This window comes from Streptomyces sp. NPDC046900, assembly GCF_040644975.1.
Classification (GTDB): domain Bacteria; phylum Actinomycetota; class Actinomycetes; order Streptomycetales; family Streptomycetaceae; genus Streptomyces.
The window spans coordinates 1-14,663 of record NZ_JBEYXD010000033.1; the positions used below are offsets into that span (position 1 = coordinate 1).

Below are 14,663 nucleotides of genomic sequence, written 5' to 3' on the forward strand. Positions count from 1 at the left end.
GCCCGCAGGCATGACAATCCTTCAGCTCACACGACCTGACGCAACATCGGCAGAACACTCACACCCCAGCCGAGCCGCCTAAACGATCGACGTTGGGCCTGGGCGAATGTTTTACAGGCAGCCTTGGCAGACGATGATGCTTTCCCTGTGGTTCCCCGCTGTTTCTCGCCTGATCTGGTGCAACTGTGGTGCGCGCATTCGTCGTCGACGCTCCGGGGGCGCCCTATCGCTTCTGTGCCCTGTAGCGCTTCATCAGCGCAGTGATCCGTGCGTGGTCCGCCTAGCCGTTGAGTTCGGCCACAAGATCGTCAGGGCACAACTCCCAGAGATCGCCCCCCATCGACAGTTGTTGGTGTCAGTTGGTGCCCGAAAAGGTCGGCGCAAAACAGGGCGAGAACCGACGGGCGTCAGCAGGGCGATGGATGCCTCGCTACCAATCTCGGACGGACTCCGCTCCCGAGATGAGGCTGTCGCGGGCGTCTTCGAGGCCGGGGCCGTAAAGTGCTTCGGCCTCGTTCACGATGTGGTCGAGGGCGGCGAAGAGTTCTTCGCTCTCTACGTTCTCGATGAAGCCCGATCGCCGGTCAAGCTGGTTAAAAGCCTCTCCGTAGGCACGCCCGATCTCCTCGGCGCGTGTCAGTCGGATGTCTGCGGGTTCTGCGGCGAACACTTGGAGGATCGCCTTCCGCGTCGTCTTGTACTGGGTGACGGCCCTCTTGTAGGTGGTGGCGCTGATCTGTTCGCGGCCGTCCCAGTCGCGCAACGGGTTGCTCCGGTTCTCCTCGACCCACTCGGGCTTGCGGACCCGGAGGGTGGACACGTAGGTGCCTGCTGGGATTTCGGGTCGCCAGATGTTGCGCATGGCCGAGGCGTATTTCGGCGGGGATGCTGTAGAGGTCCACTGATTCCAGCTCCGCCAGGCACTGCGGTTGAAGACGGTCTTCTCTGGTCATGCCGAACAGGTCGATGATGCGGATCCCCTGGAGAGAGGCCAGCCGGTTCAGCTCGCCCGCGGCGGAGAGGAGGCCAAGGCGTCCGTGTAGATGTAGCCGGGCCACCCCAGGGAAACGCTGGACGAGCTGAGCGCAGTCGAGGGAGTCGATATCCCTGATCGTCAGCTGCGTGACCTCTGATCTTGGTGCTGCCGACTGGCTGAGGAATTCATTGACCGTCTCTCCGGTGTACTCCGCCTTCCAGGCTATGACCGGGTCCTCCCGGACGCCGCTATCCCACCGCCGCTGCCGGGCGAGCTGGTCGCCCAGGTTCCATTCGGAGGCCCAGGAGTTCGCCGGTCTGTCATGGAGCAGGGGCATCGCTCCGACGACCTTGTGGCTGCGGGGCAGGACCCATGCGTGGTTGCACAAGGACAGCGCCCCGTTCCATGAGTGGTCGGTGAGCCTAAGCGGGGCGACGTCGCCGAGGTCGGCCACGGACGACGGCTCGGGGCCGGACCAGTCCAACTCGAGTACGGCCGCTGTCTGTGAATCGGCATCGAGTCGGACTATCTGCGCTACCGTCCACTCCCCGAGATCCCGCGAATGAGCGGCCACCGAGTCGCCGACTGTGAGCGGCCTTGGCGGCGCTGCCTGCTCCCGAACCGACATAGCCAGTGAGGAGCTTCTGATACGGGCACGGTTCCGAGCCGCCGCAGGCGAGCCCAGAGTGGGGCCTGTCAGGCGCACTTCGTCTCGTCAGGGGCTGCGTTGACCTGCTCGATGGACTCGACCTCCGCGCCGAGGTTGTCAATGCGGGTTTTCTGCCCGGGAGGCGGCCTGTACCGCCAGCTGGCTTCCGTCAGTCCGCGCAGCGCTGCGGTTCGTATTGCCCGGCGCCGCTCTTGGTGAGAACTGTGCGCGCGGCCTGCAGCAGTTCTTCGGAGAGCGGGTTGCCCCGGGTGGCGCGGGCGAGGACCAGGGCTCCGACCATGGTGCAGAGCTGGGTCAGACCGTCGTCGTCGACGGTGGCGAGCCGGGCGGCGCGGTTCCGTACCCCGCCGATGTAGATGCTCTGGGAACGGGCGGCCTGGTCGGGCTCGCGCCCCAGGTCGGCAGCGAAGCCGGAGACAGGGCACCCCTCCCCGACGTGATCACGATGCCAGATCGAGAGGTACTGCTCGATCATCGTCCGGCGGGCGGCCTCGTGGTCCCCGGTGGGCCCTTCGATGCCCGCGGACGCGTGTGGCTCCGGATTCTCGAAGGCGTGGGCGATGGCCTCGTCGACCAGGTCCTCCTTGGAGGCGAACTGCTTGTAGAACGCGCCGTGGGTGAGCCCGGAGGCCTTCATCAGGTCGGCGATGCTGACCGCGGTGCCTTTTTCGCGGAACATCCGGGAGGCGGTGGCCACGACGTGCTGCCGGTTCTCCTGCGCTTGCGCCTTGGACACGCGGCCCACGGGATCACTCTCCTCGATAGCTGTTGCTTGCAATCTATTCTATCTCGCGTTTAGTCTGACTGCGACATCTATTTTGCCGGTGAGGCGACCGCAGATCAGGCAGGGCCTGGCGCCGCCTCCCGCCGTCCGAGTCCGACGGCCTCCGTCCGGCAATCGCAGAATCATCGACAGCACGGGAGACCCCTGTGGCATCACCACCCACACCCGCCGACTCCTCGACGCCCGCGGCGCCCACGCCATCCGCCCAGCGGCGAAGGGTTTCCGAGGTGGTCCATCGTCGGCGCTGGGCCATCCTGACCGTGCTCGCGTTCAGTCTCCTGGTGGTGATGCTGGACAATTCGATCCTCAACGTGGCGATGAAGACCATCGCCCAGCCCGCTCCCACCGGACTCGGCTCCACCCAGAGCCAGCTGGAGTGGGCGGTCAACTCCTACACGCTTGTCTTCGCCGGGCTGCTCTTTACCGCGGGCCTGCTGGGTGACCGGCTCGGCCGTAAGAAGGTGCTGCTCTTCGGCATGGCCGTGTTCGGTGTGGGATCGGTACTGTCCGCGCTGTCGGACTCCTCCGGGCAGCTCATCACCTTCCGCGCCGTGATGGGCTTCGGCGGTGCCTTCATCCTGCCCGCCACTCTCGCGATCATCATGAACGTCTTCGAGCCCGAGGAGCAGCCCAAGGCCATCGGCATCTGGACCGGTGTGGTCGGTTTCGCCATAGCCGCCGGTCCGATCGCCGGCGGCGTTCTGCTGGAGCACTTCTGGTGGGGCTCGGTCTTCCTGGTCAATGTGCCGATCGTGGTCGCCGCGATGGCTGCGATGGTGGCGATCGTCCCCGACTCCAAGGACCCCAGGCCCGGCAGGCTCGACCCGCTCGGTGTGCTGCTGTCGATCATCGGTCTGGCGGTGCTGGTCTACGGCATCATCAAGGGCGGCCAGCTTGGCGACTTCACCCGGCCCCAGGCGTGGGCGACGATCCTGGGCGGCTTGGCGGTCCTTGCCGGCTTCGTGGTGTACGAGGCCCGCAGTGACCATCCGGCTCTCGACGTCACCTACTTCCGCAACCGGCGGTTCTCCGCCTCGGTTGCCGCCATCGGCCTGGTCTTCTTCGCTCTCATGGGCGTCACGTTCTTCAGCGTCTTCTACAACCAGAGCGTGCGTGGCTACAGCGTCCTGCAGTCCGGTCTGCTCGTGCTGCCACTGGCCGTCTCCCAGATGTTCTTCGCCCCGCGGGCCCGGCTGGTCGTCAACCGCTTCGGTGCCCGAGCCGTGTGCGCCTCCGGCCTCGTCCTGACCGCCGTGGCCTTCGCCGGCTTCCTGCTGCTCGGCCAGGACACCCCCATCTGGGTACTGGAGGTGCTGTTCTTCCTGATGGGCACGGGGATGGCCCATGTGATGCCGCCCGCCACCGTCATGATCATGTCGTCGTTGCCGCGGGAGAAGGCCGGCTCCGGATCCGCGGTCAACAACACCTTCCGGCAGGTCGGCGGGGCCATGGGCGTCGCCGTGCTGGGGTCGCTGCTGTCCACTACCTACCGCAACGGCATCGACGGCCACCTGGGCGTACTGCCCGCCTCCGACCGGCACGTGGCAGGTGAATCCGTCCAGGCGACCCTGGCCCTCGCCGAGAAGCTGGGACCGGCCGGCCGGCCCCTCGTGCAGCCCGCGCACGACGCCTTTATCCACGCCATGCACATCACCGCGGCAGGATCCGCAGCCGTCGCCCTGGTCGGCGCGGTCGTCGTGCTGGTCTTCCTGCCGGGCAAAACCGCCGCAGTGGCCGCCGGCCGCGATACGTCCCGGCGCCAGACCGCCTGAGCCGAGCGGCTGTCAGAACCATCCCGCGAGACACCGTAGGCGACCGTCCGGTGGGGACGTTCCCGCAGTGCCGCCGCGGACACTCCCGTCATCGAGACCGCGCTGTGGCTGCTCGCCGACAGCCCCGCTGACGCCCTGACCACACCTCAACTCAGTTATTCCATCACTCCGAGAGGATCGACTAATGATTGCCGACAACCTTGTTCTCATCCCTGGTGCCGGCGGCGTGGGCCGCGCGGCCTTCGAGCAACTGCGTGCTCAGGACGTGCCGGTGCGTTTCATGGTCCGCCGCGAGGACGAGCGCTCGGCCGAGTTGCGGGCACTCGGTGCGGAGGTCGTCATCGGCGACCTGACCCGTCCCGAGACGGTAGCGGCCGCGCTGCAGGGCGTGACCCGAATGTACTTCGCGATGCGCGTGTCGTCGGACCATCTACTCGCGGCAACCGTGGTGGCCTCCGTTGCCAAGGAGCACGGGAATCTGGAGGCCCTGGTCGACCTGTCGCAGATGACGGTGTCGCAGATGACCGCCATCAGCACCGAGGAGTCGCACCAGCAGCGCCTGCACTGGCTGGCTGAGCAGGTCTTCAATTGGTCGGGACTGCCCGTGGTGCACATCCGGCCGACGGCGTTCCTGGATACTCCCCTGTTCACCACGATGGCAGCGCGTTCGATTCAGGAGAGCGGCACGATCGCGCTGCCGTTCGGCACTGGACGCACCTCACCGGTCGCCGTAGATGACGTCGCCCGGGTCATCGCCACCGTGCTGCGGGATCCGACTCCGCATATCGGGCAGGTGTACGAACTGACCGGGCCGCGCTCGGTCGACATGACGGAGCTGGCCGCAGAGTTCTCTTCGGCGCTCGGCCGTCCGGTGTCCTATGCGGACATGCCGCTGGAGCGTTGGGAGGCCCAGCTCCCGAAGCTGGGGATGCCACCGCACCTTCAACAGCACGTCGCCACCATGGCCCAGCTGCACCGGGACAACCGCTACGACCGCACGGCCGACGACGTCAAGCGCGTGACGGGCGTCCCTGCCCAGTCGATCGAGGAGTTCGTGGCCGCCCGCAGGGACTTCTACCTGGGCTGAGTTGTCCCGGCCGCGACCGGGCCCAAGGCGACTGCTGGCACGGGGCCAGTCCTGGCCGTGGCCTCAGTGCGGCTGACAGGATAGCCGTCTGGTGTGGTGGAAAAGGCCTGGGTGGCCAGGTGCCGGCCGATGGAGTCGATCACGGCGGCCTGGTGGAAGTCGGTGTGGGTGTCGACACCGCCGACCACCGCTGTCTCGTCTGCCATGCTGATGACGCTGTCCTTCCGTGCGGCGCATGAGGGATGGCACGCGCCGGGCGGGCGGGAGGACAAGGCTGTGATGGGACCTTTGGCCGGGCTCCTGACTTGTTCAATCGAGCCCAGACGCCCGGTCTGCAGCCGTAGCGTCCAGGGTGCCGGTCGGCACGGGCCCGACTCCCGGCCACCGGCGGCGACCGCAAGACCGATGCGAAAGACGCTCTCCACGTCGCCCAAGTCGCCCTGTTCCGCCACGACCTGCGGATCGTCGTTGCCGAGGACCAGACCACGATTCTGCGGCTGCTGACCGAACGGCACGACGACCTGGTCCACGAACGCACCCGCGTCCTGAACCGGCTCCACGCCGTCCTGCGCGATCTCCCGCCCGGAGGTGCACCCACCGGACTGTCCGCCGGCAAAGCCGCTGTCGCCGTGAAGGCCATCCGGCCCGTGACGGCCACCGACGCCTGCCGCCGCGACATAGCCCGCGACCTGTTGGCCGACCTGCGGCGCCTGGACCGGCAGGTCAAGGACAACGAGGCTGAGATGCGGGACGCGCTCGCCACGACCCACACCACGCTGACGACCTTGCCAGGCCTGGGCACCGTGCTGGCCGCCAAGGTCATCGGCCATGTCGGAGACGTCAGCCGCTTCCCGACCGAGCACCACTTCGCCAGCTACACCGGCAGCGCACCCCTGGACGCCTCCAGCGGCAACAACGTCCGCCATCGGCTCAACACCGGCGGCAACCGTGCGCTCAACTCGGTCTTGCACATCGTCGCCGTATGTCAGATCCACGACGGCGGGCGCGGGCAGGAGTACTACCTGCGCAAGATCGCGGAAGGAAAGACACCAGCGGAGGCCCGTCGGGCCCTGAAACGACGGCTTTCCAACGTGGTCTACCGGATCATGAAACGAGATCAACGGAACCACCTCGCACAGGCCGCTTGACACACAGAGGCGCTATGAGGTCACAAACGCCCGACCGGCCGTGCGCAGGACGGCACCGCCCGAAGCGGCCGACAAATCATCAACAGGACAGCATGCGTCGGTCAGATGGCGGGTCAGACCCCTCGGACGGCGCCATCACCGTCCTCACAGTCAGCCGTGGATGTCAGACGGCGGCGCTGGACTTGGCCAGGGGAGCCCATCGGGAGACGCAGACAAAGGGGCTCTCCTGCCTGATGTGTGGGTCATGCTGAGGCGGGTTGGCGTCCGGGGAGTTGGGGGCGGGGGCCGGCGAGGGTGAGCATGGCCAGGGCGATGATGGCGTCGGCGGAGTGGAAGCCGAAGTCTCTGCGGATGATCAGGCGGGTCTTGGTGTTGGTGGACTCGATCAGTCCGTTGCTCATGCCGGTGGTCAGCGCGGCGCGGATCGCCTGGTAATGGCGGCGGACACGGCGCTGGAGGTCGACGAAGACGTCGATGCGGCAGCGGCGGGCCCAGCCGATCCACCGGTCCAGTGCCCGCAGGGCGGCGGTGGGGCGGGACTTGGCCAGGGAGAACACTGCCCGCAGGGCCTCCTTCAGGCGCCAGGCGCGGTGCAGGCGGGGGTCGGTGGCAGCCGATCCAGGCGAGTTTCGCGGCCCGCCTTACCGCTCACCGACGGTGCAGCTGCCGCCTCCGACAGAGCCCGGCCCGCCAACACCGCGAGCCACCGCACCGCCAGCAGCCGGTTCACCTCCGGCAGCCCCGCCCAGACCCCCTCGTCCAGGCCCTGAGGGGTCAGGCTCTGGGGCAGCCGCCCCCTGCGTCGTCCACGACGACTCGCTCTCCTCTTCACCTTGCCGGGCCCGCAGCCGCTCGACCACCACGACCAGCCGCAACAGCCCCTCACGCCCGATTACCGGCACATCACCTACCTGATACCCATTCATAGGTGCAGTGAGCTCGGCGGATTGAGCACGACTACCGGGAGCTCAAGCACGGCCTGGGTCTGGACCACTTCGAGGGCCGCTCCTGGGCCGGCTGGCACCACCACGTCACCCTGGTCACCGCCGCCCACGTCTTCCTCACCGAGCAGCGGATGGCCCCAAAAGCCCGCACACCGGCCTCACCCTCTACCAGATCCTCGATGCCCTCCAAGACCTGCTGAACTGCTGGACCGGCGTGTGTACCACCTGCCACCAGCCCCTGCCCCGATCCCGGATCAGACAGCAGCCAGCAAGACATCCCACGCTAATGGAGTCCTACTAGCCGGACCGCAGTCCCGTCTACGTGCTCAACGTGTTTGCGGGTACGCGGAGGCGTCTGCTGCGTGCTTGGTACTGGCGGGCGGCGGCGATTGCCGGGCTTGATCGCCAGTACGTCGGTGATGTGCCGTCGGAGATCGCTGGCTGGGCAACGGCGTTCTTCTCTTCGTCAGCGGACTTTGACTTGTCTGGGCAAAAGTTCGGACCTGTTGCCTGAAACTTTCGCGTAACAGAGTCTTTCTTTGGCGCAATCGTGGCTATACGATCCGCTCAAGAACTCGGAGACCGAGCCAGTCGCTCACCAGTGATCCCGGTGGGCACTGATGCGCAGCTCGACGTAGCACACGCACCTGCCGTCACGCCGTCCCCGTCCCGCTCGCACCGCTGCGATCGGTCACCTGTCCGCCTTTTTCTGAACATTCCGGCGCATACCGCACCCTTCCTGGCCGGGCCGTCTCCTCGCGACGGCCCGTTGGTCTGGCGTACCCCTGAGGAGGTTCCATGCGCATAGCCTTTCGCCGCCGCCTCACCGTGTTCGGCGCGCTGCTCGCACTCTTGGGCAGCATGCTGATCGGTTTGGCATCGGCGTCCGTCCCGGCCGCGGCGTCCCCACTGGACGCTGCGGCGCCGGAGAGCTCCGGCAATCAGTACAGAGTCCTGGTCTTCACGAAATCCACGGAGGCACACCCGTCGGTGACCAACGCCGGTGTGGACGCCATAAGGCAGCTGGGCGATCAGCTCCGGTTCGCGGTTCAAGTGACCGACGACGCCCGCAAGTTCGACGAGGAGCACCTCAAGCAGTACCGTGCCGTCGTCTTCCTCAACACCAACGGCGACGTGCTCACCACCGCCCAGCAGGACGCCTTCGAGGCGTACTACCGCGCGGGCGGCGGCCTCGTCGCCATCGGCTCGGCGATCGAAGCCCAGCCCGACTGGAAATTCCTGTCCGACGTCCTCGGCACCCGGGCATCCGGCCGGACCGACGTGCAGCCCGGCACCATCAAGGTCGCAGACCGCGTCCACGAGGCGTCCAAGAACCTGCCGGAGTACTGGACCCGTTCCGACGCCTGGTACAACTTCAAGTCCAATGTGCGCGGCAAGAGCCATGTCCTTGCCACCGTCGTCGAGGACACCTTCAAGCAGCAGCCGTCGGGTGAGACGCTCACCGGCATCAAGGGCGGCACGATGGGGGCCGACCACCCGGTCACCTGGTGCAAGGACTTTGAGGGAGGCCGCTCCTTCTACACCGCGCTCGGCAACACCGCGGGCAGCTTCCGCGAGGGCGACATGCGCTCGCACCTCGGTGGCGCGATCAAGTGGGCGGCCGGGCAGGCCGACCCGGTGTACTCCGACTGCGGCGCGACGGTGCTGTCCAACTACCAGCAGACGGCCGTAGCAGCCCCGCCGAACCTGGGCGAGCCGATCGGCTTCGACGTCCTTCCCGACGGTCGGACCCTCCAGACCGACCGCCGCGGCAGCGTCCGGCTGCACGACCCCGAGTCGAACAAGACCACCGTGTTGGCCCAGATCCCGGTCTACCAGAACAGCGAAGACGGCATGTACGGGCCGGGGATCGACAACGACTTCAAGACCAACCACTGGGTCTACCTCTACTACGCGCCTCCCACCGTGAAGGACGTGAAGCTGTCGACGGGTGAGGTCGTCACGCAGACGACTCCGACGGCGGACGCGCCGACCACCGGGGCCTCACCGTCGGTCTGGGATCCCTGGGTCGGGTACTTCCAGCTCTCCCGCTTCAAGTTCGTCGACGCCACCGGGGACACACCGGCGCACCTCGATGTCGCCTCTGAGCAGGAGATCATGCGGGTTCCGGTCAACCGCGGCGCCTGCTGCCACGTCGCGGGCGACATCGACTTCGACAAGCACAACAACCTGTGGATGGTCACCGGCGACGACACCCCGTCCGGCGGCGGCAACTCCGGGGGCTTCGCTCCCTTCAACGACATGATGACCACGACCGGGCAGTACAACGCCCCGTTCGTCGACGCCCGCCGCTCGGCGCAGAACACCAATGACCTGCGCGGCAAGCTCCTGCGCATCACGGTCAAGGACGGCGACATCGCCGCCGGCGACCAGAACAAGTTCGGCGGTGCCTACACGGTGCCCTCGGGCAACCTCTTCCCGGTCGGCAAGGAGAAGACCCGTCCGGAGATCTACGGGATGGGCTTCCGCAACCCGTTCCGGGTCCAGGTCGACGAGAACGACGTCGCCTACATCACCGACTACTCGCCCGACTCGCAGACTCCGCAGAACTTCCGCGGGCCGGCCGGTACCGGCCGAGTGGAGATCGTGCGCAAGCCGGCGAACTACGGCTGGCCGCTGTGCGTGAAGCCGGATCTGCCGTACTACCGCTGGAACTTCAACACCTCCACGCCGCTGGACAGTCCTGCGCAGCCGTTCGAGTGCAACAACCCCGAGCACGGCCCGCAGAACAACTCCCGGTGGAACCTCAACGGCGGACCCACCGTCGAGCCCGGCCTCGAGTACGGTCCGCCGATCACCAACCCGGACATCTGGTACTCGTACACGCCCGAGAACCGGGCGGACAACCCGATCGGTACGCCGTGTCTCGCCTACTACAACGGCTCGGGTGCCACCAGCTGCCCGCGGCTGTTCCCTGAGCTGGGTACCGGCGGTGTCGGCCCGCAGGGCGCGGCCAAGTACCACTTCGACCCGGACAACCCGGATCAGACGAAGCTGCCGCCGTACTACGACAACGCGGTCTTCATGGGCGAGTTCACCCGGGACACCCTCAAGGAGGTCCGCCTGGACTCGAAGGGCAGGGTGTTCAAGATCAACGACCTGCTCGACTGCGCCGGTCTGAACACCAGGCGGGTCCCGGACACGAACAAGCCGTTCGAGTGCGACAACCCGATGGACATGCAGTTCGACGGGAAGGGGCACTTCTACCTGCTCGGCTACGGCGACGGCTTCTTCAACAGCAACGCCGACGCCGGCCTGTACCGGTGGGACTACGTCAAGGGCAAGCGCGCACCGATCCCGGTGCTCGCGGCGACGCCGACGAACGGCTCCGCACCGCTGAACGTGCAGTTCTCCAGCGCTGGTTCACGGGATCCCGACGCGGGCGACTCGATCCGGTTCGAGTGGGACTTCAACGGTGACGGAACCGTCGACTCGATCGACCCCGACCCGAACTACACCTACACGACGCCGGGACAGTACACCGCGAAGCTGACGGTGCTCGACTCCAGCGGCAAGTCCGCCTCGGCGAACACGACCATCACGGTCGGCAACACCGCGCCCACCGTGACCGTCAACACGCCGGTCGACGGCGGCCTGTTCTCCTTCGGCGAGAGCATCCCGTTCTCGGTGACGGTCACCGATCCCGAGGACGGGACGATCGACTGCAGCAAGGTCGAGGTGACGTTCGTCCTCGGCCACGACACCCACGGCCACGCCGAGCAGAGCGCCCACGGCTGCACGGGTGTGCTGGCGACCGATGCCAACGACGTGTCCCACGGGGGCAACGTGTTCGGTGTCATCAGCGCCTCGTACACCGATAAGGGCGGAGCCGGCGGCGTTCCGGCGCTGACGACAGTCGCTCAGAACCAGATCCGGCAAAAGCGCCAGGAGGCCGAGGTCGCCCTGGAGGAGTCCGGTACCAACGTCGCCACGACGAACGACCCGGCCGGCGGCAGCCAGCACCGCGGCAGCCTCGGCGACGGCGACTGGATCGGTCTGAACGGACCGTTCGACCTGCACAGCATCGACTCGCTGACGTTCCGGGTGGCGAGTACGTCGACGCAGGTGCCGGCGGGTAGCCCGATGGCCGCCGTAGAGGTCCACCTCGACTCGGTGACCGGGCCGGTTCTCACCAAGGCGAACCTCACGTCGACCGGTGCTACGGCGGCCTGGGAGAGCCAGAAGTTCCCGATCACCGACCCTGGCGGCAAACACAAGATCTACCTCGTGTTCCGGTCGGTCACGGGCGGCCAGACCGGCGCCAACCTGTTCAACCTCAACTGGGCCGAGTTCGGCGGACAAGGAGTGAGCGCTTCCTAGCACCACCCCGCGGCCGGGGGCGCCGCACGCTCACTGCGGCGCTCCCGGCCCTGATCTGGTACAGCCACTTCGAAAAGAGGGACCACGATGGCCTTCAACAGCAAGTTCAGCCGACGCCGGTTCATGGCCGGCACGGGCGCGGCGGTAGCCGCGGCGTTCAGCCCGATCGGCCCCGCATCCGTGTTCACACCGGCCCAGGCGAGCGCGGCCAACGGGCGGCTCATCCCCGCCGGCAAGCTGGGCACGATCACCTACAGCCAGCGCGACGTGCCCACCCGGGTCGGCATCGCGGCGAGCAGAGCGCTCGGCGTCGCACCCACCATGGGCTACCTGGGCGGCCCCAACTTCCCGCAGGACCCCACCGACCTCGGCCCGCTGGTGCCGCTGCCCGGCGGCTGGGCGGAGCTGTTCGAGTTCCTGGCGAACTGCGGTTTCAAGCAGATCGAGTTCGCCGGCTACGGCCAGAACGCCGCGAACCCTGGCGGCGACGTGCCCAACCCCGCGCCCGGCGGCGTCACCACACCGCAGTCGCGGGCGGCGTACCTGGCGTACGCACGCACCCTGCGCGGCTTCCTCGACGCCTACGGCCTGGAGGCGATCGGCAACCACGGGTTCATCCCCAACACGTGGAACGGCCCGAACAGCGCCGGCGGCACCATGGCCGCACAGGACTACGAGCGGCTGCAGACCGAACTCGAGTTCGCGGCGATCCTGGGCACACCGTTCATGGGCACGGGCAATGACCCGACGAACTCGGGCAACCGCAACATCGAGCCGTGGACCGTCGCCGGCGAGAAATGGGAGGCGCTGAACACGATCAGCCGGCAGTGGGGCATCCACCTCTACACCCACAACCACTCGCCGGCGTACAACTTCCTGCAGGACGGCCCCATGGTCACCGTGACCCAGGACCGCGTGACCGGCAAGCCCATCGCGCCCACCCAGGTGCGGGGGGAGTCGGGCAAGCGCCTCATGCAGCACTACCTCGACGTCACCGACCCGGCCCTGTGCGTCATCGAGATGGACGTGTACTGGGCGCACGTCGCCCAGCACCAGTGGCGCTGGCGCTACGACTGGGAGGGCAACCGCGTCGAGGACATCTTCGACCCGGCCGCCCAGGTCGCCAAGCAGCCGCAGCGCTACCAGCTGTTCCACGCCAAGGACGGCGACGCCACCGGCGAGGCGCCCGGCGTCGGCAACGGCTACAACTTCATCCCGTTCGGTGACCCCCGCAGCGACATCGACTACACCACCTTCTACGAGGGCGTCGGCGCCAAGGGGCACTACAACGCGAACTACGAGCAGGACAACGCCCCGGGCGGCAACTCGGACCCGGGCCAGTCCCTGCGGTTCTCCAGGATCAGTGCGGCCGGCATGGCGGCACTGCGCGGCTGACACCCGGCCGCTTCCCGTCCCGTGCCGCGGTGGCCGCCGCGGCACGGGCGGGGCACTGGCCGCCGCACCCGCCCCGGACTTTTGCGTGAAAGAACAAAAGTTCCATAAGTAACACCCAAAGGTATGGACCACTCTTGGCGAAAGTCATTATGGTGGAAGCCATGGCACAGCATGTTGCGCTGATATGAACGCGTCAGAGGTGACCCCGATGCGAAGCCCACAACCGCTGCATGTCGAGCTGCTGCGGCTGCTACGCGATGAAGGCGCGTTGTCGCGTGCCGAGCTGGCCGACCGCCTTGAGGTACCCCGGCGGCGGCTGCTCGCCGAACTGGAGCGTCTGATCGCGGCGGGCTACGCCGCCGAGGCCGGGCCCGCCACGTCCCGAGGCGGTCGCCGGTCGACGCTCGTCGAACTGAACCCGGATCTGCGCTTCGCCTCCATCGACCTGGGCGCCACCTCGATCGACGTCGAGGTGACCAACGGCCGGCTGGAACAGGTCGCGGCGTACCAGGAGTCCGCCGACCTCCGCTCGGGACCGAAGGCGATCCTCCACCGGGCCGACGAGTTGCTCGCAAAAGCCCGCACGGAGGGGGCGTACGAGCGGCTGACCGCGATCGGCATCGGAGTGCCCGGCCCGGTGAGCTTCCGCGACGGTGTGCCGGTGTCGCCGCCGATCATGCCGGGCTGGGACCGATTCCCCGTGCGCGAGTACCTCACCCGTAAGCACAGCTGCCCCGCGGTCGTCGACAACGACGTGAACATCATGGCGATAGGTGAGCGCCATGGCGGCGCCGCGCACTCGGTCAACGACTTCCTGTTCGTCAAGATCGGAACCGGAGTCGGGTGCGGCATCTTCCAGGACGGAAACGTCTACCGCGGGACCGACGGCTGCGCCGGCGACATCGGGCACATCCAGGTCGACGCGCACGGGCCGGTCTGTTCCTGCGGCAACGTCGGCTGCCTCGAAGCGCTGTTCAGCGGCGCCGCACTCGCCCGCGAGGCGACCGCGGCGGCGCGCTCGCACAGGTCCCCGGCACTGGCCGAGCGGCTTGCCGCCTTCGACGCGGTCAGCGCAAAGGATGTGGCCGAAGGCGCGTCCGAGGGCGACGTGACGTGCATCCGGCTCATCCGCGACGGTGGGCACCACGTCGGCAGCGTACTTGCCGGCTTGGTCAGCTTCGCCAACCCCTCGATGATCGTGATCGGTGGCGGGCTCGCCCAGCTCGGACACATCCTGCTCGCCGAGATCCGCAGCGTTGTGTACCACCGGTCGCTGCCGCTTGCGACCAGGAACCTGCCCGTTGTGCTGTCCGAGCTGGGGCCGCGCGCCGGTGTGACCGGCGCCGCGGTGCTGGCCAGCGACCTCGCCTTCGAGCAGGCGTCATGACGGACAACCCGCAAGACAGCCCGCACGCCTGTGGGGCAGGTCGCGTAGCGGTACTCGTTGATGACGCCGCCGAGGACGCGGGTGCGCAGGAGTCTGCGCGTATCGAAGTCGTGCACGGTGGCGGGCTGTTGGACCGAGTCGGGTGGCAGCTGACCGCGG

At 67.6% G+C, this 14,663-nt stretch carries 8 protein-coding genes and 3 pseudogenes; 7 read left to right on the plus strand and 4 right to left on the minus strand.

Going from position 1 to position 14,663, the window contains the following annotated elements; translation table 11 throughout:
- Positions 1–430: 430 nt before the first annotated feature.
- Complete coding sequence (locus ABZ904_RS27555; RefSeq protein WP_361826012.1) at positions 431–862, minus strand: hypothetical protein; 432 nt, start codon at positions 860–862, stop codon at positions 431–433.
- A 932-nt stretch (positions 863–1,794) separates the two neighbouring features.
- On the minus strand, positions 1,795–2,391 hold the full coding sequence (locus ABZ904_RS27560; RefSeq protein WP_361826014.1) for a TetR family transcriptional regulator: 597 nt from the start codon (positions 2,389–2,391) through the stop codon (positions 1,795–1,797).
- Between the two features lie 266 nt (positions 2,392–2,657).
- Between ABZ904_RS27560 and ABZ904_RS27565 the strand changes: the two genes are divergently transcribed.
- Both ABZ904_RS27565 and ABZ904_RS27570 read left to right on the plus strand, forming a co-directional pair.
- Complete coding sequence (locus ABZ904_RS27565; protein WP_361826016.1) at positions 2,658–4,202, plus strand: MFS transporter; 1,545 nt, start codon at positions 2,658–2,660, stop codon at positions 4,200–4,202.
- A 184-nt stretch (positions 4,203–4,386) separates the two neighbouring features.
- On the plus strand, positions 4,387–5,289 hold the full coding sequence (locus ABZ904_RS27570; RefSeq protein ID WP_359403896.1) for an NmrA family NAD(P)-binding protein: 903 nt from the start codon (positions 4,387–4,389) through the stop codon (positions 5,287–5,289).
- 80 nt (positions 5,290–5,369) lie between these two features.
- On the opposite strand, the pseudogene ABZ904_RS27575 reads toward ABZ904_RS27570, so the two are convergent.
- A pseudogene (locus ABZ904_RS27575) lies at positions 5,370–5,495 on the minus strand (IS110 family transposase); the annotation flags it as partial.
- A gap of 234 nt (positions 5,496–5,729) precedes the next feature.
- On the opposite strand from ABZ904_RS27575, the gene ABZ904_RS27580 reads away from it, so the two are divergent.
- Positions 5,730–6,437 carry a transposase gene (locus tag ABZ904_RS27580; protein WP_361826094.1) on the plus strand — a complete coding sequence of 236 codons (708 nt, stop codon included), beginning with the start codon at positions 5,730–5,732 and terminating at the stop codon, positions 6,435–6,437.
- A gap of 242 nt (positions 6,438–6,679) precedes the next feature.
- On the opposite strand, the pseudogene ABZ904_RS27585 reads toward ABZ904_RS27580, so the two are convergent.
- Positions 6,680–7,079, minus strand: a pseudogene (locus ABZ904_RS27585) (transposase); the annotation flags it as partial.
- A gap of 301 nt (positions 7,080–7,380) precedes the next feature.
- Here ABZ904_RS27585 and ABZ904_RS27590 point away from each other — a divergent pair.
- The 4 genes and pseudogenes from ABZ904_RS27590 to ABZ904_RS27605 all read left to right on the plus strand — a co-directional run.
- Positions 7,381–7,581, plus strand: a pseudogene (locus tag ABZ904_RS27590) (IS701 family transposase); the annotation flags it as partial.
- 598 nt (positions 7,582–8,179) lie between these two features.
- Positions 8,180–11,722, plus strand: a complete 3,543-nt coding sequence (locus ABZ904_RS27595) for a ThuA domain-containing protein (RefSeq protein WP_360996292.1) — start codon at positions 8,180–8,182, stop codon at positions 11,720–11,722.
- A gap of 87 nt (positions 11,723–11,809) precedes the next feature.
- Positions 11,810–13,117 (plus strand): hypothetical protein, encoded by a 1,308-nt coding sequence (locus tag ABZ904_RS27600; protein ID WP_359403905.1) that lies wholly within the window; start codon positions 11,810–11,812, stop codon positions 13,115–13,117.
- Between the two features lie 208 nt (positions 13,118–13,325).
- Positions 13,326–14,504 (plus strand): ROK family transcriptional regulator, encoded by a 1,179-nt coding sequence (locus tag ABZ904_RS27605; protein ID WP_359403908.1) that lies wholly within the window; start codon positions 13,326–13,328, stop codon positions 14,502–14,504.
- The last annotated feature ends 159 nt before the right edge of the window (positions 14,505–14,663 follow it).

Bases quoted from the DNA above. Each gene is read 5' to 3' on its own strand.
- ABZ904_RS27555 (WP_361826012.1), bottom strand. From the start codon at position 862: ATGCGCAACATCTGGCGACCCGAAATCCCAGCAGGCACCTACGTGTCC.
- ABZ904_RS27570 (WP_359403896.1), top strand. From the start codon at position 4,387: ATGATTGCCGACAACCTTGTTCTCATCCCTGGTGCCGGCGGCGTGGGC.
- ABZ904_RS27595 (WP_360996292.1), top strand. From the start codon at position 8,180: ATGCGCATAGCCTTTCGCCGCCGCCTCACCGTGTTCGGCGCGCTGCTC.
- ABZ904_RS27600 (WP_359403905.1), top strand. From the start codon at position 11,810: ATGGCCTTCAACAGCAAGTTCAGCCGACGCCGGTTCATGGCCGGCACG.
- ABZ904_RS27605 (WP_359403908.1), top strand. From the start codon at position 13,326: ATGCGAAGCCCACAACCGCTGCATGTCGAGCTGCTGCGGCTGCTACGC.